Origin of the sequence: Rhizobium anhuiense bv. trifolii (assembly GCF_024346605.1) — a bacterium.
Classification (GTDB): Bacteria; Pseudomonadota; Alphaproteobacteria; order Rhizobiales; family Rhizobiaceae; genus Rhizobium; species Rhizobium anhuiense.
Genome location: NZ_CP098801.1, coordinates 525,020 through 551,806 on the forward strand (window position 1 = coordinate 525,020; position 26,787 = coordinate 551,806).

Annotated in this window: 26 protein-coding genes and 2 pseudogenes; 13 read left to right on the top strand and 15 right to left on the bottom strand. The window is 59.6% G+C overall.

Annotation, left to right across the window (positions count from 1 at the left end; translation table 11 throughout):
* The first annotated feature begins 33 nt into the window (after positions 1-33).
* A complete protein-coding gene (locus NE851_RS02595; protein ID WP_028758525.1) occupies positions 34-1,059 on the top strand; it encodes an ABC transporter permease in 1,026 nt (341 codons plus the stop codon).
* Positions 1,060-1,455: 396 nt separating this feature from the next.
* On the opposite strand, the gene NE851_RS02600 is transcribed toward NE851_RS02595, so the two are convergent.
* Both NE851_RS02600 and NE851_RS02605 read right to left on the bottom strand, forming a co-directional pair.
* Positions 1,456-2,646, bottom strand: coding sequence for a DUF1173 domain-containing protein (locus NE851_RS02600; protein ID WP_028758524.1), 1,191 nt, complete (start codon positions 2,644-2,646; stop codon positions 1,456-1,458).
* 124 nt (positions 2,647-2,770) lie between these two features.
* Complete coding sequence (locus NE851_RS02605; protein WP_409527186.1) at positions 2,771-3,094, bottom strand: WGR domain-containing protein; 324 nt, start codon at positions 3,092-3,094, stop codon at positions 2,771-2,773.
* A gap of 568 nt (positions 3,095-3,662) precedes the next feature.
* Between NE851_RS02605 and NE851_RS02610 the strand changes: the two genes are divergently transcribed.
* From NE851_RS02610 to NE851_RS02630, 5 genes and pseudogenes are all read left to right on the top strand, one after another.
* The gene (locus NE851_RS02610) at positions 3,663-3,986 is read left to right on the top strand and encodes a DUF736 domain-containing protein (RefSeq protein ID WP_028758523.1); all 324 of its coding nucleotides are present in this window, start codon (positions 3,663-3,665) and stop codon (positions 3,984-3,986) included.
* A 339-nt stretch (positions 3,987-4,325) separates the two neighbouring features.
* Positions 4,326-4,493 (top strand): hypothetical protein, encoded by a 168-nt coding sequence (locus tag NE851_RS02615; protein ID WP_174824426.1) that lies wholly within the window; start codon positions 4,326-4,328, stop codon positions 4,491-4,493.
* Positions 4,494-4,810: 317 nt separating this feature from the next.
* Positions 4,811-5,270 (top strand): annotated as a pseudogene (locus NE851_RS02620) (hypothetical protein).
* 191 nt (positions 5,271-5,461) lie between these two features.
* Positions 5,462-5,728, top strand: a complete 267-nt coding sequence (locus tag NE851_RS02625; RefSeq protein ID WP_097596302.1) for a type II toxin-antitoxin system prevent-host-death family antitoxin — start codon at positions 5,462-5,464, stop codon at positions 5,726-5,728.
* The gene (locus NE851_RS02630; RefSeq protein ID WP_097596301.1) at positions 5,728-6,141 is read left to right on the top strand and encodes a hypothetical protein; all 414 of its coding nucleotides are present in this window, start codon (positions 5,728-5,730) and stop codon (positions 6,139-6,141) included. The genes NE851_RS02625 and NE851_RS02630 overlap by 1 nt, the downstream gene beginning before the upstream one ends.
* On the opposite strand, the gene NE851_RS35255 is transcribed toward NE851_RS02630, so the two are convergent.
* The 5 genes and pseudogenes from NE851_RS35255 to NE851_RS02650 all read right to left on the bottom strand — a co-directional run bounded on the left by NE851_RS35255 (position 6,125) and on the right by NE851_RS02650 (position 8,979).
* Positions 6,125-6,307 carry a PhnA domain-containing protein gene (locus NE851_RS35255; RefSeq protein WP_368411028.1) on the bottom strand — a complete coding sequence of 61 codons (183 nt, stop codon included), beginning with the start codon at positions 6,305-6,307 and terminating at the stop codon, positions 6,125-6,127. The two genes, NE851_RS02630 and NE851_RS35255, sit on opposite strands and share 17 nt — an antisense overlap.
* Positions 6,304-6,465, bottom strand: coding sequence for a hypothetical protein (locus tag NE851_RS35260; RefSeq protein WP_368411030.1), 162 nt, complete (start codon positions 6,463-6,465; stop codon positions 6,304-6,306). Before NE851_RS35260 ends, NE851_RS35255 begins: the two co-directional genes overlap by 4 nt.
* Positions 6,466-6,557: 92 nt before the next feature.
* Positions 6,558-8,471, bottom strand: coding sequence for a Ti-type conjugative transfer system protein TraG (gene traG / locus NE851_RS02640; protein ID WP_097596300.1), 1,914 nt, complete (start codon positions 8,469-8,471; stop codon positions 6,558-6,560).
* Positions 8,462-8,701 carry a conjugal transfer protein TraD gene (locus NE851_RS02645; protein WP_097596299.1) on the bottom strand — a complete coding sequence of 80 codons (240 nt, stop codon included), beginning with the start codon at positions 8,699-8,701 and terminating at the stop codon, positions 8,462-8,464. The genes traG and NE851_RS02645 overlap by 10 nt, the downstream gene beginning before the upstream one ends.
* Positions 8,691-8,979 (bottom strand): annotated as a pseudogene (locus NE851_RS02650) (TraC family protein). Before NE851_RS02650 ends, NE851_RS02645 begins: the two are co-directional and overlap by 11 nt.
* 213 nt (positions 8,980-9,192) lie before the next feature.
* Between NE851_RS02650 and traA the strand changes: the two are divergent.
* On the top strand, positions 9,193-13,809 hold the full coding sequence (gene traA, locus NE851_RS02655) for a Ti-type conjugative transfer relaxase TraA (RefSeq protein ID WP_254956080.1): 4,617 nt from the start codon (positions 9,193-9,195) through the stop codon (positions 13,807-13,809).
* A 90-nt stretch (positions 13,810-13,899) separates the two neighbouring features.
* Here the strand turns inward: traA and NE851_RS02660 are convergent, their stop codons facing one another.
* The 4 genes from NE851_RS02660 to NE851_RS35480 all read right to left on the bottom strand — a co-directional run bounded on the left by NE851_RS02660 (position 13,900) and on the right by NE851_RS35480 (position 15,586).
* Positions 13,900-14,349, bottom strand: a complete 450-nt coding sequence (locus tag NE851_RS02660) for a 2'-5' RNA ligase family protein (protein ID WP_245434957.1) — start codon at positions 14,347-14,349, stop codon at positions 13,900-13,902.
* 157 nt (positions 14,350-14,506) lie between these two features.
* Complete coding sequence (locus tag NE851_RS02665; RefSeq protein ID WP_183844752.1) at positions 14,507-14,839, bottom strand: type II toxin-antitoxin system RelE/ParE family toxin; 333 nt, start codon at positions 14,837-14,839, stop codon at positions 14,507-14,509.
* On the bottom strand, positions 14,836-15,075 hold the full coding sequence (locus NE851_RS02670; protein WP_029868342.1) for a type II toxin-antitoxin system ParD family antitoxin: 240 nt from the start codon (positions 15,073-15,075) through the stop codon (positions 14,836-14,838). Before NE851_RS02670 ends, NE851_RS02665 begins: the two co-directional genes overlap by 4 nt.
* A 253-nt stretch (positions 15,076-15,328) precedes the next feature.
* A complete protein-coding gene (locus NE851_RS35480) occupies positions 15,329-15,586 on the bottom strand; it encodes a Y4oE-related protein (RefSeq protein WP_097595593.1) in 258 nt (85 codons plus the stop codon).
* A 182-nt stretch (positions 15,587-15,768) separates the two neighbouring features.
* On the opposite strand from NE851_RS35480, the gene NE851_RS02675 reads away from it, so the two are divergent.
* Both NE851_RS02675 and NE851_RS02680 read left to right on the top strand, forming a co-directional pair.
* A complete protein-coding gene (locus tag NE851_RS02675) occupies positions 15,769-16,584 on the top strand; it encodes a winged helix-turn-helix transcriptional regulator (protein ID WP_254956086.1) in 816 nt (271 codons plus the stop codon).
* A gap of 114 nt (positions 16,585-16,698) precedes the next feature.
* On the top strand, positions 16,699-17,940 hold the full coding sequence (locus NE851_RS02680) for an 8-amino-7-oxononanoate synthase family protein (RefSeq protein WP_183844753.1): 1,242 nt from the start codon (positions 16,699-16,701) through the stop codon (positions 17,938-17,940).
* Positions 17,941-17,955: 15 nt separating this feature from the next.
* On the opposite strand, the gene NE851_RS02685 is transcribed toward NE851_RS02680, so the two are convergent.
* The 4 genes from NE851_RS02685 to NE851_RS02700 form a co-directional block, all read right to left on the bottom strand.
* On the bottom strand, positions 17,956-19,011 hold the full coding sequence (locus tag NE851_RS02685; RefSeq protein ID WP_097595675.1) for an extracellular solute-binding protein: 1,056 nt from the start codon (positions 19,009-19,011) through the stop codon (positions 17,956-17,958).
* Between the two features lie 34 nt (positions 19,012-19,045).
* On the bottom strand, positions 19,046-19,816 hold the full coding sequence (locus tag NE851_RS02690) for an ABC transporter permease (RefSeq protein WP_097595598.1): 771 nt from the start codon (positions 19,814-19,816) through the stop codon (positions 19,046-19,048).
* 70 nt (positions 19,817-19,886) lie between these two features.
* Positions 19,887-20,795 (bottom strand): ABC transporter permease, encoded by a 909-nt coding sequence (locus NE851_RS02695; protein WP_029868302.1) that lies wholly within the window; start codon positions 20,793-20,795, stop codon positions 19,887-19,889.
* Position 20,796: 1 nt separating this feature from the next.
* A complete protein-coding gene (locus tag NE851_RS02700) occupies positions 20,797-21,906 on the bottom strand; it encodes an ABC transporter ATP-binding protein (RefSeq protein WP_183844754.1) in 1,110 nt (369 codons plus the stop codon).
* 239 nt (positions 21,907-22,145) lie between these two features.
* Here NE851_RS02700 and NE851_RS02705 point away from each other — a divergent pair, with 239 nt between their 5' ends.
* From NE851_RS02705 to fabG, 4 genes are all read left to right on the top strand, one after another.
* A complete protein-coding gene (locus NE851_RS02705) occupies positions 22,146-22,844 on the top strand; it encodes a GntR family transcriptional regulator (RefSeq protein WP_097595676.1) in 699 nt (232 codons plus the stop codon).
* A 104-nt stretch (positions 22,845-22,948) separates the two neighbouring features.
* Positions 22,949-24,310: an aspartate aminotransferase family protein gene (locus NE851_RS02710; protein ID WP_029868299.1), complete on the top strand. Its 1,362-nt coding sequence runs from the start codon at positions 22,949-22,951 to the stop codon at positions 24,308-24,310.
* A 2-nt stretch (positions 24,311-24,312) separates the two neighbouring features.
* Positions 24,313-26,022: an acetolactate synthase catalytic subunit gene (locus NE851_RS02715; protein ID WP_028758521.1), complete on the top strand. Its 1,710-nt coding sequence runs from the start codon at positions 24,313-24,315 to the stop codon at positions 26,020-26,022.
* Positions 26,019-26,777 (top strand): 3-oxoacyl-ACP reductase FabG, encoded by a 759-nt coding sequence (gene fabG, locus NE851_RS02720; protein WP_028758520.1) that lies wholly within the window; start codon positions 26,019-26,021, stop codon positions 26,775-26,777. Before NE851_RS02715 ends, fabG begins: the two co-directional genes overlap by 4 nt.
* Positions 26,778-26,787 lie beyond the last annotated feature (10 nt).

A 26,787-nucleotide genomic window follows, 5' to 3' on the forward strand; every position in this document is an offset into this window, starting at 1 on the left:
CCTGTACAAATAAGTATCGGGGATGGATCTCGGATGATCAAAAAAGATCTCGGACTGCTGCTTTTGATCGTCGTCGTCGGCATCGTCGTCGCCATCATCAATCCGCGCTTCCTGCTGCCGATCAACCTGGCCAACACGGCCAACCTGATCGGCCTGTTCGGCATCCTGTCGATCGGCCAAGCCTTCGTCATCATTACAGGTGGTATCGAGCTTTCCGTGGGCTCGCTCGTCGCGTTTCTCGGTGTGCTGTTCGTCGATTTCATCGCGGTCCAGGATATGTCATGGATGCTGGCGCTGCCGCTCATTCTCGTGCTCGGTGCGGTCATAGGTGCCGTCCACGGCTGGCTGATCACCCGGCTCAACCTGCAGCCCTTCGTCGTCACCCTCTGCGGCCTCCTGATTTATCGTGGGGCGGCGCGCTTCTATACCGCCGACGGAACGGCGGGTTTTGCTTTTGGCCAAAATTTCCCCGAGCTCGAATTCCTGACCGCTGGGCGGTTTTATGGCGTTCCCAACACTTTCATCGCGCTCGTCATCATTGCCGTGGCCATGTGGGTTGTGCTCCATCGCTCCGTCTTTGGGCGCTATCTTTACGCGATCGGCAAGAACGAGGAGGCGGCCCGCTATTCCGGTATACGCACCGGCCGTATGGTCATGTCGGCCTATGTCATTTGCGGACTGCTGACGGCGCTTTCGGCGATTTACTTCGCCATGTACACGCGCTCGATCTCGCCGGCGAGCCACGGCCAGTTCTATGAACTCTACGCGATTGCCGCTGCCGTACTCGGCGGCTTTTCGCTCCGCGGTGGCGAGGGATCGATCGTCGGCGTCGTGCTGGGAACGGTCCTGCTCCAGGAGTTGCAGAATCTCGTGAATCTCCTTGGCATCCCTTCGTCGTTGAATTTCGCTGTCATGGGTGGCGTGATCCTCATCGGCGTCCTGATCGACCAACAATGGCACGCGATCCGCGCAAGGCGTCGCCTCGTCTCTGCCGCCCGGCAGGCTGAAACTCGTCTTTCAAACGAAAGCAGCCTGCCGGTGGTCGCCAACCAGGACTAGGTCCGGGGACGGGCCACGGTATAGGTGATCTCCTCTTTGCCTCAGTCGAAGAGGGCAAGTGCGGCAAGACAGGCTGCCGCGAAAGAAAACTTCCCTCATGCTTCGCTGCTGACGCAGAAAAATAGGGCCACTGGAAAACCAGGGCCCTTTAAGGTGTGAAGGTCAATGAACCTCCAGAGGGGAACAGCTGATGCGATGGCACTGGGAGGAAAACCATCAGCTGCATCAACTGAAGGCAATATGCACATATTTTGACCGGCTGGTAAAATATTTATTATGCAGTGCAGCTATGCGGAAAAGGGAGAGCCGCATCATCCAGACGGGACGGAGCCCATGTGGAACTGTTCCTCCTACTATTCGCCAGCATACGCGCGCCGACGCAGTACTTGCCGGCGATCACGGCAGTGGCGGCATTTCTCCCTCGGCGATGCGCCAGATCCATGGCGTCATCTCCGGTCTCGCGGCAATCATCTCATTCAGGGCGAGTTCGTAGTCTTTGCCGGCGCTTATCGGGACGATGAACATCGCGACGGGCGCGGGGCGTTGTTCCGGCAAGGTGATCGAGACCACCGGTTGTTCACGCGAGAGATTGAAGCGCAGGCCTTTCACGCTCTTTCGCTTCAGCCTTGAAAGACGTTCCAGGAGATGTTGCTCATGGATGCTCTCGAACGGGATCCAGTTCTCGTTGACCACCATCATGGCGATCTCCTCGATTGAAGCGATCCCCGCGGCGGATATCCCGAAGGTGGCGATCATGATCAGATGGAAGTCTTCGCTCGACCGCCAGAGCTCGAGTTCCGTCTCGTATCTGGCGCTCAATCGCCTCCATGTCCCGCCCTGGATCATGAAAGGAAAAGGGAGGTGGCGAACGAAGATTTTCTGGCCGCTGCGGGCAACCGCGAAATCCTTAACCTCAGCCACGGTTACCATAAGCTTCCGGGGGCCATGACCGGCGTCAAGAGCATTTGCTAGCGCGTTTGCCCGGCGAGAAGCTATTCCCTCGCGGTCCTCCTGATGAAACACTTCCGGTACGAACAGAATGTCACTCAACGGTTCGCCGCGAGCGGTCATCTGTGAGGCGGCATTTATGAGGCTTGTCCGAACCCGGCCCCAGCCGCGTTTTCCGGACCACGACGAGCGCCATTCCGTCAACTCTCCCGCCTCCCAGAGATAGTGCAGGACGGCGCGCAACGAGAGCTTCTTTGTCTCATTGCGCAGAGCCGACTCGGATGCCTCGGAAGAAGACGCGGGTGCGCCGCGAGTGCCTTTCTTGGTCAGGGCAAATTCGAGCTTTAGGGCTGCCTTCCCACTCGCGTCGATGTGGATCGCGTTGCCGATCAAGGATCCTAAGCCTGATAATTCGTAAGGCGGTTGGTAGGACGAACATGCGGGGTCATGGCCAGGCCCCGAAAGCGGCATGCGCTTGATGAAATAGAGGTCGTCGACGCGTGCGATGTACATGGGAAGCGGCGGGTTCTTGCACCGGCACAGTGGCCGCAGCTTCTGCGCGTAAGCACGTTCGAGCCGGGCCTGAAGCTCGGGAGCGTCTTCGTCGAATGTCTGGTCGCCGATTAAAAATTGTCTCACAGCGCTCCCATGATCATCTCGCCGGACCGGCTTACCAAACCACGGGCAAAAGTACCACGGACTTCGACCATTATACTAGCGCAAATTAGGAAGTATGTTGTTGCTGGACCAGCGCGGTGAGCGATCAGTTCGACGGCATCGCAGCTTCGCTCGGTCTATAGCCCTTTCGATGTTTCCGGCGTGCGAGGTCGAGAAAATGCGCGACAGCTTCCTGTTCGGTCCCGAACATGTCGGTCCTTTCACCGCCACGCCTGCCGATCCGTCCCCAGTTACGCACGACCGCGGTTTCGCCGAACAAGGTCGGCTGGATCGCAAGCATGTAATAGCGCGCCATATTTCGGCTTGCATCAATGCGCTGGAAATGCAGTTGGAACGACATTCGGTTCATGTCGGGAATCATTCCTGCTGGGGCCGGCCATGTCCAACGAGAGTTTTGAATCCGTTGCATCCGATGGATTCCGTTTTGTGATGTGTTGGCGGGTCAAAGGGCAGCGAAGAGCGCCTGACGAAGCCGGTGCCGGTCTACCGGTGTGGCCCGGGCGCCAGCGTCGGGTTAATGGCGCAACACCATCCATGAGCCGGCGCTGCCGGGCGTGTCGCCAAGGATCACGTATTCGATCCTCGCAGCGAACATCTACACTTGGCATTACCGTACGACCTGTAGCGCCGATGCGATTACCGCGCCGCCCGCCGGGCGCCGACGTATGATGGGCCAACTGGTACGAGTTTCTGGCTTGCCGCGGTTAGCACGGTGAGGGCTTTGTGCGGAATGGCGGCGGGTTATTCCAAGCTCCTGCCTTCTCGCAAGCACTGGACCGAGCGCCATAACGGTTTGTCTCGCCCTTCGGTCGCACGAGGCCATTCCCGTTCTGCATGTCACCTTTCTAAGGGATCGGCCGCCATCAGCGTCAACCCGCAAGGGGTTCCCCTGCGCTGCGCTTCGGTGACGCCTGCGGCTCGGCCCCTTCTTCGGGCGCCATCGGGAATGGTCCCGAGCAACCGAAGGAGACAATACCATGGCCACCACGATCGCAATCCTCACCGCAAAGAGCGACGGTACCCTCGAAGGTATCTTCGCCACCATCCGGGTCAACGCCCCGATCGCCATCGTTCCGAATGCCAACAAGGCGAGCGAGGAAGCTCCCGACTACCGCATCATCCACCGCAAAACCGGCTTCGAGATCGGCGCGGGCTGGAACCGCATCGCCCGCCTGACCGGCGAGGAATATCTCGCGGTGAAGCTGGAGGCTCCGGAGATCGGCGTGATCTTCGGCAACGTCGCTCCAGCCCCCGGTGGCGAGCCCAACCGCAAGGTCATCCTCTGGAACAATCCGAGCTGAACGACAGACCGTCGGCCTCGAGCGATCGAGGCCGACTTCCGGAATGTCTCTGCCGCGAGTCTTGTTGTTATTCGAGCCGTCAAGGGCATCGAACTCGTCGACGGCTCTTCTGGTGCCATACGAGAGGGAAGGTCTGCTCAGTCGATCCGAGGGTGTCATGGCGGCATGAAGGCCTCAAGGATGAGCGGTGCCCCCAATTTTGCCTCCGCTCCGGTCCCCTCCACGTCGACAAAATCGGCTCCCCCACTCGCCGGCTCCGCCGGTTGCTTCGCAATCCTTGACCCCTCCATGCCGCCATGGCCGGGGCGCTCGTCTTTCACAAACGTCAAGGAGACGACAATGACCATTTGCATCGACGAAGTCATCGCACTGCTGCAGGCCGAGCTGCGGAACGCCGATCCAGCCGAGCGTCGCCAGATCGAGAACGAACTCGAACTGGCGCTGGCCGAACGTGAGGTGATCTGGGCCGAGCAGGACGGCCGTATCGACGCCGAGCCTCCGTTCTGACGGAGGCTTATCGCCGTGTCCGTGACCCTGGGCGGCCGGATCGACCAGGCGCCAGGCCATCAGGGGTTTCGCCCCTCGACACTCCCCGCCGGCTGACGCCGGAAACGGTCGCGACCCCTTTGGGGCCGCTGGTCTGTTCTCTCTCTGACGTCCTAATTTACTCCAGCAAATCCGGCGTCAAGGACGGCGCGGTCTCTCCCAATTTTGCCACAAGCGATAAAATCGGTTCCCCCGCTTGCGAGCCGCGTTCCGCGGTTCTTGACCCTCTTTGCAACAGAGTGGCCGATCTCCGTCATCAAGATGAAGGAGATCACATTATGACAAGCGACCAGAACCTCATGCTCTACACCAAGCTCGCTGGCTTTCGGCTGATGGTCCTTGCAGAGCGTCACGGATGCGACGATGCTTTCCGGCGGGTGCTTCATGACCTGCTGCTCGAGGGGCTCGACGCGGCAATCGCCCGGGTCCCGGTGATGAAGGCATTGGAACGAAGTGTTCTGACCGGAGGGGATGAATTCGCCGAATATCAGATGCAGGGTGAGAGCGAGATTTTCGGGCGCCTCACCATCAATCTGCTGGATGATCTCGAAATCGACGTCGACACCCACGAATACCGCATCAATGGCGGCAGCTGGATCAACGCTTTGACGGCCGATGACGGTGGGGTCGAGGTCCGGTTTCCGACATGGTTAGGTTGACCAATCGGTTCACTGGCATCGATTATTGAGGATATCGCTGGAAACTGGCATCCCCGTTCATGCGGTGCGCGCCATTTGATCCCCGTGGTAAACGATGCCGAGAGACGGCCGCCTCTATTTGGCGATGGCCTCAGTCTTTTAGAGCTGAGCGGCAATGGCGGGACGCCGCAATTTCCCTTCCAGCCGACGCGCAACACCTCAAACAAACAAATTTGCAGCATTGTTGGAAATGCTGTATATTGCAACAAATACAGCAGTAAGGAAACCCATATGTCTAAGTCAAGCGGTTCCTATTCAACCAGCGACCTCTCCCGTAAGTCTGGTGACATTATCGCCGAGGCCCTGCGCCATCCAGTGACCATCACCCAGCGGAATAAACCCCGTCTGGTCATCCTCAATATCGAAGACTACCAACGGCTGATGAAGCAGTCCGACCGACGCGCCGCCGGGACCATCGAAACGATGCCTGATGAACTGTTTACCGAGTTCGAAAAGGCCGTCGATGGCTACGCCGGCGAGGACGAGGCAGGCCACTGATGAACTACGAGCTGATCCAGACCGCAAGCGTCATACGCTATCCCTATCTATGGGCGAGAGAAGCTGGGCGTGGAGAGACGGAAGGACGCAAGGAGCGGCCGGTCGCCGTCGGCGTAAGAATGCCGCGGCCGGACGGCGATCTGGTTCTCTTCTTTCCCATCACCACCAAGCAGCCGGAGGCGTCGCGGTTTGCTGTGGAAGTGCCGGCCATCGAAAAGCGCCGCGCCGGCCTCGATGCCGATCGCAGGCTTTGGATCATCTTCGATGAGTTCAATACCGACATCGTCGGAAATTCATTCTATCTTGAGCCTGAGCCGCCAACCGGCCGCTTCAGCAAAGCCTTCTTCCTGCCGCTGCTGCGCGAATTCATCCGTCGCCGTAGGTCGGCCACGGAGGTCAGCCGATTCCGCTGAGCAGCCCCTGAGAACTCGAATTAGCGTTTGCGCACGAACTCGGTGCGTAGAACGAGGCCCTTGATTCCATCATGGCGGCAATCGATCTCCTCGGGACTATCGTAAGGCGGATCGACCTGATGACAGTGCCCTGTTTCAGCGTTAGGCCGGCCCCCTTGACCTTCAAATCCTTGATGACGGTGACCGAGTCGCCATCGGCAAGAAAATTGCCGCTTGCGTCTCGAACGACCGCCGCACGCCACTGGCGGATGCTGCCATCTCCGAAGCCGGACGCCATTCGCCAGTCACTTCGTCATAGATGTATTCGTCATTTTCAGCGGCCATGTTCGTCTCCGTGCGGGAACGGCGCGCAAAGGCGCTTATCGCAGACATCCGCCCAAGGCAACTCCGGCAGCGCTCCGGACTGCCTGTGAAAGTCAACTCCGCACGAAGCGATTGGCCTTTGCTTGCGCATCCATCTCCTTCCGACGGAAATAGATCGCCCTGCCGCAGCGGATCGGGCTATGGCCTTGAACGATGATGATCTGCTCGTCCTTGCGCATCGATTGGGTGATCTCGTGTGGCATGATCAGTGGCCGGCGCTGGAAATTGACGCTCTCGGATTTGCGCGCCCCGCCGCTTTTCGTGTCCCAGCCGATGTTGCGCGACCGCCCTTGCACCTCGACGGTCATTTCCCCGCATTGAGCGGAGACATTGCGGGCGGTATCGAGAGCCTTGATAGCCGCATAGGAGGCGAAAGCGCAGCCGTCGATCCATGACGTCGCGCCATCCTTCCCGAAGTGCCGTTCCAGTTGTCCGACCGATTGGTAGAGCAGCATCATGCTGATGCCATACTTGCGACCGCGATCGCGCGCCTCTTCCAGCACCCGCATATAGCCGAGCAGATCGACCTCATCGAGCATGAAGAGCGCTCGGCGACTGAAGCCGCCATCGGCCTGGACCATGGCGTTGATCAGAGAGCCGATGATGACGCGCCCGATGCCCGGATACGAGCGCAGGATGGACGCCGGGATATTGAGGAACACGTCCTTCTTGCCCGATACGATATCGCTCGACCTAAAGGCATTGCCGCAGACGAGCGCGGCGTAACTGTCCAATGAGAGCCACTGCGTATCCTTCGACGCCGTCGAATAGACACCGGAGAAGGTCTGTTCGGTCATGTTGGTGAAGACACCAAGCGTTTCGCGAATAAAGACAGTTTCCGAGTGTTCCTGAACGTCGCGCAGCATGGCGAGGACGGAGGGTTCCGGCTCGGACACGATCTGGCGCAGGCTGCGCAGGTTCCGCCGGCCGGCATATTCCGGCGACAACATGACATGGGCAAGCAATCCGGTTAGGAGATTGTGCGCCTGGTTCTGGAAATAGGAGCCCGTCGAGGATTCAAAACGCAGGCTTTCTGAGAGCAGCATGTGGGCGATGCCAACGATATCCTCCTCTTTCTGCTTCGAGTGCTCGATGCCGTCGAGGGCGTTGAAGCCCATGATCGGATTTGTGGGATCGAGCACCATGACCTCGCGCCCGAGCATGCGCGTGCGATGGTCGACCACCATCGGCGCGACCTCGGTCGAGGGATCGAGGCAGATCAGCGGTCCGGTATACCGCAGTGCCGTCGGCAGGACATTGCTGGTCGTCTTGTATCCGCCTGATCCGGCGAAGAAGAGCATATGCGTGGAATCGAAGTCCTGGCTGTAGGCGAGCAGTGGCGCCTGGCCGCCCTGCCCCCACGTGCTGCGATCCTTCGGATCGAAAGGCACTTGGTGAACGGCTTCCTTGTCGACGCGGTAACACTCGCCGACGACGATCTCGCCATCGCACGGAAAGAGCCTTGCTGCCGCCGACATCGAAAGCCAATCGGCATCGCCGAAGGTTCCGCCCTTCGCCCGTTTGATTGCCTCGGGCACGACGACGGAGATCCGAGCAGCGACCGCCACGGCCATAAAGCCCGCCAGCGCGCCGATGACGGCAATGAAATCCAGGTAGGAAAGCGCATGGTCCCATGTGACGACGCCACTCTCCACCGACGGAGCGAGACGGCCATATTCGCGCAAGGCGTAAAATCCGGCGACAACGAGCAAGCACAGGAGGCTGACTATCGCGATCGGCCGCCGACGATGCAGCGGCAACGCCCAGACGGTCAGAAGACCAGCAAGCGGCCCGAACAGAAGCGTTGGCACAGGCGTTGCGCGGAAAAACCAGTATTCAGTTTTACCAGATAGGCTGTGCGCCAGCGCCGGCCATCGCCAGGCGGTGATGTAGACGGTGATCGCTGTCACGGCGATCGGCACGAAGACCAGCAGCAGGCTTGCATGCAGTCGACCCTTCAGCGCCATCCGGCGTTCTCCTCGACGCGCGGTGAAGAAGAATCGAGCGAAGGGGCCTTGAACGCCTCTTCACCGATATGGCGTAGCCACCGATGTTCGGACGATCCCGGAATCACTGTCGCCAGCTCGAGGAGTCCGCCGAGCAGAAACGCCCGGTCTGCCTTCGACAGGCCGGCTTTGACGACGATGCCGCCGAGCAGGAATTTCTCGCGCGCTTCTTCCTTCCTCTCAGCCGTCATGTGAAACCTCCGGCGCCGGTCCAAGGCCACCAGCTGTTGGTCGACGCGCTTGAGGAGGCGGGCCGCCGGCCCCCTTTCTTCTCCTCTTTGCGAAATCGAGCGGCGATCTCTTCGAAGATCCGCTCGACCTCCTCGTCTGCAATTTCCATTTCCGCCAGCCCGGATTTCGTCGCAGCGCGGGCAAACCGCTCTGCCGATTTAACTGTCAAAACCCGCCGACGTTCTCGCAGCTTCTCCATCTGTGCATCGAGATCAGAAATCGATGATTTTATGGCCATTGAGGAATCTTCCCTCCTGGAACCAGCCTCAGCGATTATACTAACTAGTCTAAGATAGTTAAATAGGCTATTTTGCACCAACCCCAAAACGTCGCAGCTGGAATTTCGGCCGATGCCGTCTTCCGGGAAAGGCGGCATCGGCCCTTCGGTCCGATCGGTTTGAGGGCGCAATATACGTCGCTGTCGCGACGCGCCCGGGATCAGGAGACGGCAGTGGCGATCATGTTCGTCAGAGCGCAGGTGATCAGCAGAGGGGCGGGGCGAAGCATCGTCTCGGCCGCGGCCTATCGCCATCGCGCCCGGATGATGGACGAGCAGGCCGGCACGTCGTTCAGCTATCGGGGCGGGGCGTCCGAACTGGTGCACGAGGAACTGGCGCTACCGGACCAAACCCCGGCCTGGTTACGGTCAGCAATCGAGGGGCGCTCGGTTGCCGGTGCCAGCGAAGTGCTGTGGAATGTGGTTGATGCTTTCGAAAAACGGGCGGACGCGCAGCTGGCGCGCGAGCTGATCATTGCGTTGCCGGAGGAACTGACGCGGGCCGAGAACATCGCGCTGGTGCGCGAATTCGTGCGGGATAATTTCACAAGAGCGGGAATGGTCGCCGACTGGGTCTACCACGATAAAGACGGCAATCCGCATATCCATCTGCTGACGCCCGTGAGACCGCTGACGGAGGAGGGCTTCGGGGCAAAACATGCTCCGATTTTGGGAGAAAATGGAGAGCCATTGCGATTTGTCACGCCTGGACGGCTAACGGGTCGGATTGTGTATAAGTCCTGGGGCGGCGATAAGGAAACCTTGCAGGCGTGGAAGATCGCCTGGGCGGAGACGGCCAGCCGGCATCTGGCGCTCGCCGGCCATGACATCCGTCTTGACGGCCGCTCTTATGCCGAGCAGGGCCTCGATGGCATCGCACAAAGACATCTGGGCCCCGAGAAGGCAGCACTCTCCCGCGGGGGTGCCGAGATGTATTTTGCACCGGCCGATCTTGCCCGTCGCCAGGAGATGGCCGACCGGCTGCTCGCCGAGCCGGAGCTTCTGCTGAAGCAGTTGAGCAATGAGCGCTCCACCTTCGACGAGCGCGATATCGCCAAGGCGCTGCATCGCTATGTCGACGATCCCGCAGACTTCGCCAATATCCGGGCGCGGCTGATGGCGTCGGACGATCTGGTCCTGCTGAAGCCGCAGCAGGTCGACGTCGAAACGGGCAAGGCGAGCGAACCCGCCGTTTTCACCACGCGCGAGATCCTTCGCATCGAATATGACATGGCGCAGTCGGCGCAGGTTCTGGTGGAATGTCGCGGTTTTGCCGTTTCCGACCGGGCGGTCGCCGCTGCGATCAGAAACGTCGAAACTCAAGACCCGGAAAAGACCTTCCGGCTCGACCCGGAGCAGGTGGACGCCGTCCATCATGTCACGCGGGACAATGGCATTGCCGCCGTGGTCGGTCTTGCCGGCGCCGGTAAGTCGACCCTGCTTGCCGCGGCCCGTCTCGCCTGGGAAAGCCAAGGCCGCCAGGTCATTGGTGCGGCCCTTGCGGGCAAAGCCGCCGAGGGTCTGGAAGACAGCTCCGGCATCAGATCGCGAACACTCGCCGCCTGGGAACTGGCCTGGGCTAATGGACAGGAGACGCTTCACCGCGGCCATGTGGTGGTTGTCGACGAGGCCGGCATGGTGTCGTCGCAGCAGATGGCCCGCGTGCTGAAGCTCGTCGAGGAAGCGGGAGCGAAACTCGTGCTGGTCGGCGATGCGATGCAATTGCAGCCGATCCAGGCGGGGGCGGCGTTCCGGGCGATTACCGAGCGGATCGGTTTTGCCGAACTTGGCGGCGTGCGCCGCCAGCGCCAGCAATGGGCGCGCGAGGCGTCGCGGCTGTTTGCACGTGGCGAGATCGGAAAAGGTCTTGATGCCTATGCGCAGCAGGGTCATCTGGTCGAGGCAGAGACGCGGGACGACGTCATCGGCCGCATTGTCAGCGACTGGACGGCGGCGCGCAAACAGGCGGTCCAGGACTCAACAGCTGCCGGCAATGATGGCCGTCTTCGCGGTGATGAGCTTCTCGTGCTCGCCCACACCAATCAGGACGTCAAACGTCTGAACGAGGAACTGCGATCTGTGATGGCGGGCGAGGGGGCGCTGGGTGAGAGCCGCGCATTCCAGACCGAACGCGGCGCGCGGGAATTCGCCACCGGCGACCGCATCATCTTTCTGGCAAATGCCCGCTTCGTCGAAGCGCGCGCAATGCGTCTCGGTCCGCAATACGTCAAGAACGGCATGCTCGGGACGGTCGTATCCACCGGCGAAAAGCGGGGCGAGGTCTTGCTTTCGGTGCGTCTCGACAATGGCCGCGACGTCGTCATCAGCGAGAACAGTTATCGCAATGTCGATCACGGCTACGCTGCGACCATCCACAAATCTCAAGGCTCGACCGTCGACCGGACCTTCGTTCTTGCCACCGGCATGATGGACCAGCATCTGACCTATGTGTCGATGACCCGGCATCGCCATCGTGCCGATCTCTATGCCGCGAAGGAAGATTTTGAAGCAAAGCCCGAATGGGGCCGCAAGCTGCGTGCCGATCATGCTGCCGGTGTCACCGGCGAACTCGTGGAAACCGGACAAGCCAAGTTCCGGCCGAATGACGAGGATGCCGACGATAGCCCCTATGCCGATGTGAAGACGGATGACGGAGCCGTCCATCGTCTTTGGGGCGTGAGCCTGCCGAAGGCGTTGGAGGATGCCGGTGTCTTAGAGGGCGACACGGTGGCCCTGCGCAAGGACGGGGTGGAGCGGGTCAAAGTCCAGGTTCCCATCGTCGACGAGCAGACCGGGCAGAAGCACTTCGAGGAAAGACAAGTCGATCGCAATATCTGGACAGCCAAACGGGTCGAAACCGCCGAAGCGCGCCGGGAGCGTATCGAGCAGGAAAGCCATCGGCCGGAACTGTTCAAACAACTCGTTGAACGCCTGTCGCGCTCCGGCGCCAAGACGACGACGCTCGATTTCGAAAGCGAGGCTGGGTACCGGGCACATGCCGACGATTTTGCCCGCCGCCGCGGCCTCGATCATCTCTCTCTCGTCGCAGCCGGGATGGAGGAGGACGTCTCGCGCCGGCTCGCGTGGATTGCCGATAAGCGCCGGCAGGTGGCAAAGCTCTGGGAAAGGGCGAGCGTTGCGCTGGGATTTGCGATCGAGCGGGAACGACGTGTCTCGTACAATGAGGAGCGCACTGAGACACACACCGTCTCGGAGACAGATGTTGGCGGCGGCCGATATCTGATGCCGCCCGCCACTGTTTTTGCCAGAAGCGTGGAGGAGGAAGCGCGGTGGGCGCAGCTTTCCTCGCCGGCCTGGAAGGAGCGGGAAGCAATCCTGCGGCCGCTGCTGGAGAAGATCTATCGTGAGCCGGAGGCGGCACTGGTCGCCCTGAACGCCCTGGCATCGGATACGAGCAACGAACCCCGCAGGCTCGCCGACGATCTTGCTATTGCACCGGATCGGATCGGCCGCCTGCGTGGTTCCGACCTTATGATAGACGGTCGCGCCGCACGTGACGAGCGCAGCATTGCGACCGCGGCATTGACGGAACTGCTGCCGCTCGCCCGCGCCCACGCCACAGAGTTCCGCAGAAACGCCGAGCAGTTCGAAAGCCGCGAGCACCAGCGCCGCGCGCATATGTCATTGTCGATCCCAGCGCTCTCCAGAAAGGCGGTGGCACGTCTCGTCGAGATCGAGGCGGTGCGCAAGCAGGGAGGGGACGATGCCTACAAGACGGCCTTTGCAATCGCCGCCGAAGACCGGGCCGTTGTGCAGGAGATCAAGGCCGTCAGCGAGGCGCTCAGCGCCCGCTTCGGTTGGAGCGCCTTCACATCCAAGGCCGATACGGTTGCCGAACGCAACATCGTCGAGCGTATGCCGGAAGACTTCACAGGCACCAGGGGCGAGAAGCTGACCCGGCTGTTCGAGGCCGTGAAGCGTTTTGCCGAGGAGCAGCATCTCGCCGAACGGCGGGATCGTTCGAAGATCGTCGCCAGCGCCAGTGCCGATCCGCAGAAGGAGAATATCCCCATGCTTGCCGCCGTCACCGAGTTCAAGACTCCGATCGAGGAAGAGGCGAGATCGCGTGCTCTGGCCGGCCCTCTCTATCGCCAGCAGCGAGCAGCGCTTGCCGAGACCTCCCGAACGATCTGGCGCGATCCGGCTGGCGCTGTCGAGAAGATCGAAGAGCTGCTTGTCAAAGGTTTTGCCGCCGACCGCATCTCTGCTGCAGTGACCAATGACCCGGCCGCCTATGGTGCGCTGCGTGGCTCCGATCGCCTGATGGATCGGATGCTGGCCGCCGGCCGGGAGCGCAGAGACGCTGCGCAGGCCGTGCCCGAAGCCGCCGCTTGGCTACGATCGCTCGGTGCGGCCTATGCCGGCGCCCTTGATGCCGAGCGCCAGGCGATCGCCGAAGAGCGGCGGCGCATGGCGGTTGCCATTCCCGGCCTGTCGAAGGCGGCGGAAGAAGCGCTCATGTGGCTGACTGCCGAGGCGAAGAACGACGGCCGCAAGCGGAATGCATCGTCTGCTGTTCTTGATCCCAGCATTCGCCGGGAGTTCGCCGCAGTCAGCGCGGCGCTCGACGAGCGCTTCGGCCGCAATGCCATCGTCCGAGGAGAGAGGGATCTCATCAACCGCATCCCGCCAGCGCAGCGCCGCGCCTTCGAGGCGATGCAGGACAGGCTGAAGGTCCTGCAGCAGACCGTTCGCAGGGAGAGCAGCGAGAAGATCATGTCGGAACGGCGCCAGCGGGCTGTCAGCCGCGGCCGCGGCGTCGATCTTTGAAGTCCATCGAAGAAGGCAAGGATTCGGCCGGGCCGGGGAGCGGATGGGGGTGGCGTCGAGCAGATCTACGATACGCGTGAAATAGGTGCGTTATCGCGGGCTCTCGCCATGTAGTAACGGCTCGCTGAGGATATTGATGTCGACGCTCGGATAAACCCGCCCTTCCAACAATTGAAGGGATCTAACGCTGACTTTTACGGGCAAGATCCCCGCGTCAAAGTCGACCGCTGATAGCCATTCTACCGCAGAAAACCTGAACAATGTCATGTGAGCAATCTGGGGCGGAGTTGGACGCCAATGTTCGAAGTGGATAGCATCTGAAATGGCGGACCGAAGGTCGCACAATTCCAGCGGCTGCTGGGCCTTTACGAAGAAAGCGGCTTCTGAGGCTGCGACCTCATCGAAATGGAGGTCAAACGGCGGGGTCTCTTCGACCAGTTTTTCCACGATCTCCTTCCATCTTTCCCTTTTCCGCTTCCAGAATTCGTGGTTTGGAATCCTCAATTGGGTCGCTGCGTTGAGCAACGTGGCGACCGTCATATGCAGGCTTGTGGCGGGACGCGCAGAAGCGGCGCAGTGATGGCGCCTCGCGATCGGGAAAAAACTGCAGTGAAACGCGGCACCGCTTAAACCACAGTGGATCGACCTTCGTTCGGATCATAGCCGCAGGCCCCTTCTACCTAACACAGCTAGCAAACTATGCAGACACCTCGGGATCTTGCAGCCACGCGGGAATGTCGCGCTTCATATGCAGAATACGCCATATGTCGACATAATCGGCGTGCTCAAGATAGAAGACGAGGTATGGGAAAGCCTTCAGCGTCATGCTCCGCAAATCGGGCAAACGGAGTTCATATGCGTAGCGCAACGACCCCGATGCAGGATGCGTTGCGATTAAACCGAATGTCGACTGCAGCGCATCAACGAAGCTTATCGCGACTTGCGCGCCAGCCTCGCGAGCATAATAGTCTACGGCATTCTCGACATCCCTGCGGGCCGACTCGCGGGGAACGATCGACTTTCCCGTCACCTGGAGCTTTGCCGCGAGGCACGGTCTCGCAGACTATCGAAATAGGCGGCATCAACCGGCTCCGTCGTTTCGGATGAAGCACCCTCAAGCAAAAGATCACGCAAGTGCTGGCGATCTTTGTCGCGACGGATCAACTCGCGGACGTATTCGCTGCTGGTCCCATAGCCTCGCCCTGCGACCTGCTTGTCGACGAACTGCTTCAGGTTCTCCGGCAGCGAAATGTTCATAGTGCTCATCGGGCTAAAATACCCCGGATGGCAAAATTTGGCAAGGTAGGGACTCCACCAGTCCCCATGGGGCTTACTGTGGAGATCATGAATTCTTCGCTCCGGCTACATTCATTTGTTTGCTCCGTGCCTACGTGTCTTGCAATATCGCATTTCAATTCGAGCGGGATGCATGATCAGTGCGAAACCGGCCGGCCTATAAGGCGGCCAGATTCATAGTGTCGGAACGGACCGAATAGGCGTGCGACATAACGTTCAAAGTTTATGACAATCGCTTTTGTTTTCGAATTTCCATGAACTCCTCTGGTCCCAGATGCTCGAAGACGCGCACCCAAAATTTGAAATCGCCTGAGCGTCCGTCAGATCGGGCGCAGATTGCACACCAGGCGGCGGCTGTTTTCGCATGCCGTCCATAAAGCAAACGGACAGCGGTACTTATGTCCCCAAAATCTACATCACTCCAAAAGTCCGGTGTGGCTACTGCGCAGCCGGCTGAGAACCCTTCGAATATTTCGCGCATTAAAAAGCCCCGTTACCGTCCGGAAACAGGCTATCAAATTATGCCGGACGTCGATCCCACTGCGTGGGCCACGATCACGTGTCGTCCCTGGCAAATCTACGCTTCTGTGCGAAGTGCTTCTCAGCTTCAACATTATGTTGTAACAAAATTGAAAGGCAAGCTATAAAATAGCCGCCGTCACGGTGTATTTCGCAGTCAGTTTTGCCCGCCAGGGTCGAGGTGCCGCCCAATATGAAGCAGTCCCGCGAGAATTTTGTCGTATCAAACGAGTTCGCAATACAGGCAGTAGCGAGGGAGGCGAGCCAATGAGCGCTCTTCTGGCGATCGTATCGCGTGATGCCGACTACTATTTGATGCTGTCATATATCCTGAAGGGCGCCGGATACAGGACCGTCCTCGTCGATATTCCAAATGAAGCAGTTGCGACCGCTGAGGCGCGCGGGGCTGCAGCCATCATCGTCGACTGCCAGCCGGGTTCACAAATTCTGGCAGATATCGCGTCGAGTCTGGAGGAAAAAGGGCTTGCCGACGGCCTCACGCTCATCGCGCTCGTTGCCGAAAAGGCCGCCTATCTCGACATACTGAAAGCCAACGTCGATGAGAGCTTTACAAGGCCGATGCCTCCGGAACGTCTCCTGACTTACCTGCACCGTGAAATAGGCAATTCCTCAAACGAAGCGTCTGACCGTTTCGTTCCGATGTTTGACGATATGAAACTGGACGTCAGCGGCCGGCGTGTCTTGGTAAAGGGGATGCCGATTAATCTCAGCCCGATCGAGTTTCGTCTGCTGAGAGCTCTTATGGGCGACGCGGGGCGCGTTCTCGGTCGCGCGGAACTGATTGCCGCTGCTTGGCCGGAAACAGCCTTCGTCGAGCCGCGGACAGTCGATGTTCACATCGGCCGGCTCCGGCGCGCATTGAGGCGGGCGCTTGGCCGCGACGTGATCCGCACCGTGCCAAAGGAGGGATATGCAATCGAGATTACCCAATATATGTGACTTCGCTACGTTCACATGTTCACTGGAACTTCCCGAAAATTTGTGGCCGCCTTCGTTGTATAAACAACGATCACGCGCATAGCGTGAAGCCCATGGAACACCTGGGAGGTCAGCATGCAAGAGTTAGCTTCGGGCGCCGGATCGGCGAAAACATCCCACAGAAACACCGCGGGCCTGATCAGTCACGCAAGTCCCCACTTTGCAGCGGCCCATCTTGACGGCCTGATGGCACTCTATGTCCATCCGTCCGATGGGCGAGCGGTGGAACTGCCAGTTTCAGAGGGCAGATCGGAGCGCGTCATCGACTTCGTCCGCTGCTCGTATCTCGGGCTCGACAATCATCCCTCAATCATCGAAGGCGCAATCGAAACCATTCGGCGCTATGGAACTCTGCATTGGTCGTGCGCCCGCACGCGGCTCAATTTTGCAGCCCTCGGAGACCTTGAGGATGCTCTTTCTGATCTCTTCGGCGCCAGGGTGATCACCTATACAACTGTGCTTGCCGCCAACCTCAGCGCGCTTCCCCTAATTGCGTGCGGCGTTCTGACGGGCGGCAAAAAACCAGTCATGGTATTCGACCGTCTCGCGCATGCAACGTTGGCCTTCAACAAGCCCGTCGTTGCCGAAGAATGCGAGGTGCGCACCATAGGCCACAACGATCTTCAGGCGCTCGAGGAAATTTGCCGCCAGAACGAGACGGTCGCTTATGTTTGCGACGGTGTGTATTCCATGGGCGGCTGTGCCCCAATCAAGGAGTTGCGGGAGCTTCAGGGGCGATACGGACTCTTCCTTTATATCGATGATGCTCACGGCATATCGATCTTTGGGGAAAGAGGTGAGGGGTTTGCCCGTTCACAAATGCCAGAAGGTCTCGGTGAACGGACGATCATCGCAGCCTCGCTCGGGAAGGGCTTCGGAGCCTCGGGCGGCATTCTGTTGCTCGCAACAGCCTTCCAGGAAGAGATCTTCCGGCGCTTTGCTCTCGCGCACGCCTTCTCGGCCTCTATCAATGTTGCCGCGATCGGTGCAGCTCTCGCGTCTCAGTCGCTCCATCGCACACCGGAACTCGGCGTGCGGCAAAGGGCGCTCGCCGAACACGTTTCTCTTTTCGACGAACTGGTGCCGACCGCACAAGCAGGATCCCCACTCCCGATCAGAACAGTCATGGTCGGTGACGAGCTCGCGGCAATCGGCGCTGCCAGAAGGGTGCTTGATTCTGGTTGTTATACGTCGGCCATTTTCTTCCCGACAGTGGCTAAGGGGAGGGCGGGGCTGCGGATATGCCCGACCGCCGGGCACACGGCTTCCGAAGTGCGCGACGTTGCAACTGCCATCAACCGTGCACTCAAGGGATGAAGGTTCGTCTGATCGTCATCGGATCCAGGTATTCCAACGCTCGAGCATCATTGCGGCATTGTCGTTGATCCATTTAGCGTCCGGGATGACGATGTAATCCCGGATGTCCTCGTCGCTCGGCAGGGCCACGCGTGCAGCCGGTGACATCAAATCGATCGCCTTGCGACTCGGTGGCGTGCAAAGAAGTTCGTCGCACACACGGGCCTGCGCTTCCGGATGATCAAGCCAGTAGGCGATCAACTTCAACGCGTTTGCTTGGTTCGGCGCATCCTTGATGATCGTCAAGCGATCGCCAACGAGGAACGACGCTTGCTTGGACCAAGCGATCTGGCGCCCTTCCGCCTTCAGTGTATTTGCGCGCGTCAGCCAGATCTGCCCGATGCTGTAGTCGCCATTGCGAAAGCCCTGAACGCTCTGATCGCCGGTCTTCCACCAGAGCGATATTGCCGGGCGTATCTCGTTGAGCTTGCTGAGGGCGCGGTCGACGTCGAGCGGAAAGAGCTTATCGCGCGGGACGCCATCGGCGAGAAGCGCGGCAGCCATGACCCGCCACGGATCGTCGAAATTTGGAAACGCGCGACCACCAGGGAACTTTGTCTCGTCCCACATATCGGCCCAGCTCGATGGATTTCCATCTTTAAAGGCAGTTGGGTCGTAGGCCATCAGCGTTGCGGTTGAAAAAAGCCTGGCCCCTGCACTGACGCAGGCGTCCTCGACCAGGTCTGGCCGGCCCTGGAAAGTTTTGCAGAAGTCGGTCAAGTCTTCAGATGTCAGCCGATGCGCTTCGGCGCTCGCCTGTATCTCGCCGTCCGGGTAAAGGTCCCAGGTCACATTGCTGGTCTTAACCATAGCAGCAGCTTTCGCGCGCATCTCGGCATTCGTTGCCGCGACCGAAACAACCTTAATGCCGGTGTCTCCGGTAAATGGTTCGAACCAGAATTTTCGAAGCGCCGCATCATAGGCGCCACCCGTGGTCGCAATGATGACCTGCTCCTCAGCTTGCGCCGCCCCCGCACCGGCAAGCATAAGGCAAGCCGCAAGCATTGCCTTGATCTTGGTTCGCTTATTCATCGCGTGTTCCTCTGTTCGATTGATATGGGCCACGTTAGTCCTCCCCGCGGCCGGTAAGGAGATGAACGGTCGCCATGAGCGCCAGCGATACCGCAACGAGCAGTGTCGAAACCGCAGCAATGACCGGGGTGAGGTTGAAATCGATGTCCTCGAACATCTTGCGGCTGATCGTTTTGCCGCCAGTATCGGAAATGAAGAAGGCGACTGTTGCCTCATCGAACGACGCTAGAAATGCAAAAACCGAAGCGGCAGCCACTGCTGGCGCGATGTTGGGAAGCACAATGCTGAAAAAGGCGCGGCTCCGGCTTGCCCCGCAATTCAGTGCCGCAAGCTCGAGCGACGTATCGAAGCGCTCGAGTGCCGCCGAAACGGTGATGATCACGTAGGGAACCGCAAGCACGGTGTGCGCGATCAGGAAGCCAGTGAAATTACCGGTCAGGCTGAGCGGGGAAAAAACCAGATAGAGGGCCACGCCAAAGACAACATGGGGAACGATCATTGGCCCCAGCGATAACGCTTGCAGAAAGGTCTTGCCCGGCAGATTGCCTCGAACGAGCCCGATGGCAGCCAACGTTCCGACAACCGTCGAAGCGACCGTCGTCGCCAGCGCGATCTGCAGACTGAACATCGTTGCTGCCCGCCAGTCCGGATCGGATAGAAATTCGGCATACCAGCGAAGCGTTAGGCCCTTCGGCGGAAGCTCGATATAGCTGCTGTCATTCAGCGAAATCGGGATGACGAGCAGCGTCGGCAGAACCAGGAAGAACAGGATTGCTCCGATCAAGAGGCCGACGAGGAGCTGCAAGGCTGCTTTGCCGTAAGGTCGATGGGTGCTTTTGACGGGAGAGCCGGCGAATGGGGCGATGGCTACGGGTTCAGTTGACACTGTTCATCCCTTTGCTGAGGGAAAGCGCCTTGCGGAACACAAGGACGAAGACCAGCGTCGTGGTCAGAAGGACGGTCGCGAGCGCTGCGGCAAATGGCCAGTCGAGCAGGACGGTGGTTTGCTGACCGATCAGCGTTGCCATCATCAATGCTCCAGGCCCACCGACGAGTGCCGGTGTGATGTAAAAGCCGATCGCCAGGATGAAGCACATGACGCACCCGGCAAAGATTCCGGGCAAGCTGAGCGGCAAGGTCACGCGCATGAACGCGCCGATCGGGCCGGCGCCGAGATTGCGGGCGGCTTGGGGGTACTCTGCAGGAATAGTGCGAAGAGCGTTGTAGATCGGCAGTATCATGAAGGGCATCAGGACATGCGTCATCGCAAGGATCACTGCGCCTTCGGTGTAAATAAGCTTCAACGGGCTGTTAATGAGGCCGCTCTCGATCAGCAGACCGTTTACGATGCCGTTTCTCTGCAGCAGCACGATCCAGGCGTAGGATCGCACCAGCACTGAGGTCCATAGCGGCACGAAGACCGCCGCCGATACGATCACCGCCGTCTTGCCTTTGGCGCGGGACATGAGAAAGGCAACCGGATATCCAAGCAGCAAGCTCGCCACTGTTACGATTGCACCCGTCTGCAACGTGCGAAGCAGGACTTCCATGTAGAGTGGCTCGGTCACGATCCGCTCGTAATGCTCCAGCGTGAATCCCGGCGCCATTAGGCTCAAAGAGACGAGCCGCCCAATTGGATAGATGAAGCCTCCGGCCAGTAAGAGCATCAACGGCACAATAAGCAAGAGCGTCAGCGCGTGCGAATACTGGCGCGCCGAGCGTGAGAAAATCCAGCTTGCTGGACGGGTTGGTGCAACAGGCAAATTATCGACTGTCATGGTCATTTCATGCCTCCGCAGCCGTAAAGAGCCGTAGGCCGTCGCGTTCGGCGATGACATCCACGAGTGCCCCCATTGCAAAGGGCACCCGCTTTCCGTCAGCAGGGATCTGCACCTGAATGAGCTCTCCGCTTCCGAAATCGGAGCGAACGAGATGAAGGTCGAAGGAGCCTGCAAAGACCGACGTTTCGATCCGGCCGGGGAGGGCGTTCTGTCCCCCTGCGCCACGCGCTGCAAGGCCAAGGCGCTCAGGCCGCAGCGCGAGCCGAACGCGATCACCTATTTTTGCCGAACCCTCGAAACCATGGGCTGCACCGGGCGTATCAATAACCACGTCGTCACCCAGTCTGATCGTCTGGCGGCCAGCGGTCCCGCCCAGGAATTCTCCCGTCAGGAAGTTCATCTTGCCGATGAAGTCGGCTACAAAGGCACTCTGCGGATTACAGTAGAGATCCGTCGGGGTTCCGAGCTGCGCGAGATGCCCCTTTGCCATGACAGCGATCCGGTCGGACATCGTCAAGGCCTCCTCCTGATCGTGCGTCACGTAGATGACCGTTGCACCGAGGCGCCTCTGAAGCTGCTTGATCTCGATCTGCATGGATTCGCGCAGCTTCTTGTCCAGTGCCCCGAGTGGCTCGTCCATCAAAAGAACAGGCGGTTCGAACACGATTGCTCGCGCGACCGCCACCCGCTGCTGCTGGCCGCCGGAAAGTTCGTGGGGATAGCGCTTGGCGTAGTCCGGGAGTTGAACGAGTTCGAGCGCCCGGCCAACGCGTTCTGCCCTGAGGTCCTTGCGGATGCCTCGCATCCGCAAGGGAAAGCCGATGTTTTCGGCGACGGTCAGATGTGGGAACAAGGCATAACGCTGGAAGACCATCCCGATATTGCGGCGGTCGGGCGATACGGCGGTGACATCTCGACCGCCAATGATGATGCGTCCGGCAGAAGGGCTTTCGAAACCGGCGATCATTGTCAGAAGCGTCGTCTTGCCCGATCCGGATGGACCAAGGATCGACAAGAATTCGCCTGCCGAAATGTCCAAGGTCACTTCGCCTACGGCAGTCTGGCTGCCGTAGGCCTTGCCTATGCGATCGATAAAAACAGGCGCGCCAATCAAAATGATATCTCCTTTTGTGTGCTTTGAGATGCATGGAACCCCTCGGCTCCGCCCGCGCGGCGCCAGGTGCTGTGTGCGTCGTGCCGGCAAGACCGGAGCTATTCAGGCATGGCCGCCGGGGCCAAGGCGTTGCTAATATTCGCGATCCCGTTATGCTGTCACATTACGTGATCAATTTTTGCGTGATGCATTTTTGTTGCAACAAAAATGTGAAAATGTCAACTCGTGGGGAGTTAATTTTGAACGATAATACAACTGAAGAGGAATCGTCGGCGTCGGAATTGCACTCTGGGCGCCTCAGCGACTTCGCCTATTCATCCATCAAAGAGCAACTTACGCGGGGTGTTTACAAGCCCGGTCACAAGTTGCCGATCCGTTCGGTTGCTGAAATGCTGAAGGTTGGTGCCACGCCAGCGCGCGAGGCAATCAACCGTCTGGTTTTTGAGGGTGCGCTGGTCATGGTAGGTCCAAAAACGGTCATCGTTCCACATCTCGATCTTGCGGCACTTTATGAAGTCACGCAGATGCGGCTTGCGCTTGAGGGATTGGCGACAGAAAGAGGCACGCTTTGCGCGACGAATGATGTCGTCGATAAGCTATTGGCACTTCAAGAGAAAATCACGCTGTCGCTCGACGAAAAGCGTTATTCGGACGCTCTTCACGACAATAAGGAATTCCACTTTACGATCTATCGACTGTGTGGGATGCCGCACCTTCTTTCGACCATCGACGCCCTATGGTTAAGGGTGGGTGCCGCGTTCCACGACCTCTATCCCGAGTTTGCGGAAGCAAAATACGGTGTCCACAACCATCTGGCCGCGATTGAGGCTCTGGTGGATAAAGATCCCTCCGCCGTCCGAGCCGCAATGGAAAACGACATTCGAGACGGCTATCGTCGCCTCAAGAAAGCAGCGCAGGAGCGTCTCAAGCGAGAATAGCATTGCGGCCGGATTTTTTTGTTGCAACTTCTTCGGGTTCATGATTTTTGTGATAACAAAATTATGAAGGGTCGCACCGTGACCCATTTGCCGGAGAAGATCGAATGTTTCACCCTTATATCTTGCGCGACGGCCGGGGATTTTCCCGGTCGAGGTCCGAACATTTCTTCAAACGGGGTCGTCGCGTATTTCCGACCGGAATCACGCGGGTCACGGTCAATCATGAGCCTAGCCCGCTATACATTTCACGCGGGGAAGGCGCCTATCTCTTCGATGTCGACGGCAATCGCCTTCTCGACCTGAATAACAATTTCACGACGCTGATACACGGCCATGGCTTTCTTCCAGTTGCCGACGCGGTTGCAGATCTGCTTCATCGCGGAACGTGTTTCTCTAACCCGACTGAGCACGAGATCACTCTGGCTGAGCTGTTGATCGAGCGCATTCCAGCGATCGAACATATTCGCTTCGTCAACAGCGGGACCGAGGCAGTGATGTTTGCGATAAAGGCCGCTCGCGCCTTCACCTGCCGGCCAGGCATTGCACGGATCGAAGGCGCCTATCATGGCGCCTATGACTGGGCGGAAACGGGGCAGGCGGTGACGCCGACTATATGGAACGACCCATTGGGGTCGCCGGCCGTACCCGCCTATCGCGGTATGCCGCCTTCGGTAGGTGAGGAGGTGACCGTTATCCGCTTCAATGACATCGCGGATCTGGAGCGCCGAATTGCTTCGGCTGCCCCTTCGCTTGCCTGTATCCTGATCGATCCGATGCCGAGCCGCGCCGGGTTGATAGCGCCTGAGCCGAGCTTTTTCGCGGCTGTCGAGGCGATCGCGAAGCAATATGGGATTCTCATCGTGGCCGATGAGGTCCTCAATCTTCGGCAGTCATATACGGGGGCATCGGCCCGCTATGGTCTCCACCCTGACCTGGTCGCCGCCGGAAAAATCATCGGCGGAGGTTTTCCCGTCGGGGCCATCGGCGGGCGCAAGGACGTAATGCGGGTGTTCGCAAGCGACAGCGGTAAGCCGCTGCTGCCGCAGGGCGGCACGTTTTCGGCAAATCCCGTGTCGATGGTCGCAGGCCGGGTCGCCATGGAGGCGATGACGGAGGACGCTTTCGCTTCACTGGAGAGCCTTGGAGATCGCATCCGGGTCGGACTTCGAAAGGAAATCGAACGCCACGGTGCCGCCTTCAGCGTGACGGGAGCTGCCTCTTTGTTTCGCATCCATCCGAAAGGAAGGCAGCCAAGGGACTTTCGCGAGGCGTATCTCGCACCGGAAGAGGCCGAGTTGATGGGTCGGCTCTCAAAGCATTTCCTCAATTGCGGCATCCTGCTTCCCGATGGCGCTGCGGCCTGCATTTCGACGGCAATGACGACCGCTGACGGTGACGCAGTCATCTCAGCCTTCTCAGACTTCCTTTCAATCCTCGAAGTAACTCCAACCGAAGCAGGCATGTGACCATGGCAACCAATAATCTAACCGTCGCCGAGCGGATCGCTCTTTGCCTGAAGAGGCATGGCGTCACCCATATCTTTGCTCAGAGCCTGCCTTCGGCGGTTATCCTTGCGGCCGAAGCAATCGGCATCCGTCAAATCGCCTACCGACAGGAAAATATGGGAGGGACCATGGCCGACGGCTATGCGCGCCTTTCCGGCAAGGTCGGCGTGGTCGCAGCGCAGAACGGACCTGCCGCAACGCTTCTTGTTCCGCCGCTGGCCGAGGCGCTGAAGGCGAGCGTTCCGGTCGTTGCTCTCGTCCAGGATGTCGAACGCGATCAGGCTGACCGTAATGCATTCCAGGAACTCGATCATCTTACCCTATTCCAATCCTGCACGAAGTGGGTGCGAAAAGTTCTCGTAGCGGAGCGGATCGACGATTATGTCGATGCTGCCTTCACGGCAGCCGCCTCGGGCCGGCCAGGACCGGCAGCTCTCCTGCTCCCGGCCGACCTCTTGCGGGAGCAGATAGTCCCTTCGCCCTTTCGTCGTGAGGCTGTCCTAGGCCACTGGCCGCTCGATCGGTTACGTCCGCGCGATTGTGACATCGAGCGCGCGGCCTCAATGATCGCCACGGCCCAGGCACCCATCATCATAGCCGGAGGAGGCGTCCATGCGAGCCATGCCGCTGGCGAGCTTTCGGGGCTACAGGACGAAGCCTCGCTTCCCGTGCTGACGACCAATATGGGAAAAGGCGCCGTCGACGAATACCATCCGCTGTCAGCTGGCGTTCTCGGGGCTCTCGTCGGGCCGCGATCGCTTGGGCGGCACACGCTTGCCCTTGTCGAAGAGGCCGATCTCGTCATTCTGGTCGGAACGCGAACCAATCAGAACGGCACTGACAGTTGGCGCCAAATCCCCCGGTCCGCATCAGTCATCCACATCGATGTCGATCCCACCGAAATCGGGCGCAACTACGAAGCGGTCAGATTGGCAGGCGATGCGGCCGAAACCATTAGCGCACTTCGAAGCGCGCTTGCCCGACGCGATCTCTCGTACCGCGCATCGCAGCGCGATAAGATGACGGCCCGGATCGCCGGTTTCTGGCGCGCGTTTGACACGGAGCGGGAATCCGTAGCTGGTTCGGAGAACAGTCCGATACGTCCCGAGCGGGTCATGTCGGACCTGCAGCAAGTGCTGACGGCAGAGACGACCGTTGTTGCCGATGCGAGCTATTCCTCAATGTGGATAGCTGGCCAATTGCGGGCTCTTTCCTCCGGTATGCGCTTCCTGTCGCCGCGGGGTCTTGCTGGACTCGGGTGGGGCTTGCCACTTGCGCTCGGTGCAAAAGCGGCGAGGCCGGACGAGCCGGTGGTCGCCATCGTAGGGGACGGCGGCTTCGCGCATAGCTGGGCGGAGCTGGAGACCATGGTGCGGAGCAAGCTACCCGTACTCATCATCGTCTTGAACAACGGCATCCTCGGCTTCCAGCGTGATGCTGAAACCGTCAAGTTCGGCAGCTTCACCACCGCCTGCAGCTTCGCGGATGTCGATCATCGACAGATTGCCGAAGCTTGCGGCTGCCCGGCTGTTCGAATCTCTGATCCCGCCGATCTTCCTCGTTGCCTCGAGCGCGGCCTGCGTGAAGAAGGGCCTTTGCTGATCGAGGTGATAACGGACGCCGACGCCCATCCCCCGATTTCGCTATTCGCTGCATTGGATCAGGCAGCATGAGCCAGGATACCCCGCGTGTTGCGGTCGTCAGCGGTGGCACGACCGGAATCGGTCTTGCCGCTGCGTTTCGTCTGCTCAGTGCGGGACATCGGGTTGCCGTCTTCAGCCATGGTGATGCAAGCGTCATCGCCGCAGGGGCCGCGCTTGCCGAGGCTTTCGAGCCAGAGCGGTGGCTGGCGAAAAAGGTCGATCTCCGCGAACCTGAGGCCATCAATTCCTTTTTCGGCGAAGTCGGTCGTGTCTTGGGCGCACCTGGGATTCTCGTTTGCAACGCGGGGATTTCGCCAAAAGGTCTTTCCGCCGACCTTACCCTGGAAGAGTGGAACGACGTGCTCTCCGTCAACCTGACGGGGGCGATGCTGTGTTGTCGAGCCGTTTTGCCCGTGATGAAGGAAAAGGGTTACGGACGGGTCATATTCGTTGGCTCTCTTGCCGGCCGGACGAGACCACGGATCGCAGGCGCCGCTTATGCGACGTCCAAAGCCGCACTTTCAGGGTTGTCCCGTGCGCTGGTGTCTCAATATGGCCCCTATGGCATAACATCAAATGTCGTGGCGCCAGGTCGCATCCTGACGCCACTGACAGGCTCCCCGCAAAACAACACCAACATCGACGCGCTGGCTCGTATTCCAGCCGGCAGGCTCGGTTCTCCGGACGACGTCGCCGGGGTCATTGCATTCCTGGCATCGGAAGATGCCGGGTTCGTCAATGGAGCCATCATAGATGTCAACGGTGGCGAATTCGCGCCGAGTTGAGTTTTGCCGT

Coding starts and splice junctions, on each gene's coding strand:
- NE851_RS02595 (WP_028758525.1), top strand. CDS start 34: ATGATCAAAAAAGATCTCGGACTGCTGCTTTTGATCGTCGTCGTCGGC.
- NE851_RS02605 (WP_409527186.1), bottom strand. CDS start 3,094: ATGCAACGGATTCAAAACTCTCGTTGGACATGGCCGGCCCCAGCAGGA.
- NE851_RS02610 (WP_028758523.1), top strand. CDS start 3,663: ATGGCCACCACGATCGCAATCCTCACCGCAAAGAGCGACGGTACCCTC.
- NE851_RS02615 (WP_174824426.1), top strand. CDS start 4,326: ATGACCATTTGCATCGACGAAGTCATCGCACTGCTGCAGGCCGAGCTG.
- NE851_RS02625 (WP_097596302.1), top strand. CDS start 5,462: ATGTCTAAGTCAAGCGGTTCCTATTCAACCAGCGACCTCTCCCGTAAG.
- NE851_RS02630 (WP_097596301.1), top strand. CDS start 5,728: ATGAACTACGAGCTGATCCAGACCGCAAGCGTCATACGCTATCCCTAT.
- NE851_RS35260 (WP_368411030.1), bottom strand. CDS start 6,465: ATGGCCGCTGAAAATGACGAATACATCTATGACGAAGTGACTGGCGAA.
- traG (WP_097596300.1), bottom strand. CDS start 8,471: ATGGCGCTGAAGGGTCGACTGCATGCAAGCCTGCTGCTGGTCTTCGTG.
- NE851_RS02645 (WP_097596299.1), bottom strand. CDS start 8,701: ATGACGGCTGAGAGGAAGGAAGAAGCGCGCGAGAAATTCCTGCTCGGC.
- NE851_RS02660 (WP_245434957.1), bottom strand. CDS start 14,349: ATGACGGTCGCCACGTTGCTCAACGCAGCGACCCAATTGAGGATTCCA.
- NE851_RS02670 (WP_029868342.1), bottom strand. CDS start 15,075: ATGAGCACTATGAACATTTCGCTGCCGGAGAACCTGAAGCAGTTCGTC.
- NE851_RS35480 (WP_097595593.1), bottom strand. CDS start 15,586: ATGCGCGAAATATTCGAAGGGTTCTCAGCCGGCTGCGCAGTAGCCACA.
- NE851_RS02680 (WP_183844753.1), top strand. CDS start 16,699: ATGCAAGAGTTAGCTTCGGGCGCCGGATCGGCGAAAACATCCCACAGA.
- NE851_RS02685 (WP_097595675.1), bottom strand. CDS start 19,011: ATGAATAAGCGAACCAAGATCAAGGCAATGCTTGCGGCTTGCCTTATG.
- NE851_RS02695 (WP_029868302.1), bottom strand. CDS start 20,795: ATGACCATGACAGTCGATAATTTGCCTGTTGCACCAACCCGTCCAGCA.
- NE851_RS02710 (WP_029868299.1), top strand. CDS start 22,949: ATGTTTCACCCTTATATCTTGCGCGACGGCCGGGGATTTTCCCGGTCG.
- NE851_RS02715 (WP_028758521.1), top strand. CDS start 24,313: ATGGCAACCAATAATCTAACCGTCGCCGAGCGGATCGCTCTTTGCCTG.
- fabG (WP_028758520.1), top strand. CDS start 26,019: ATGAGCCAGGATACCCCGCGTGTTGCGGTCGTCAGCGGTGGCACGACC.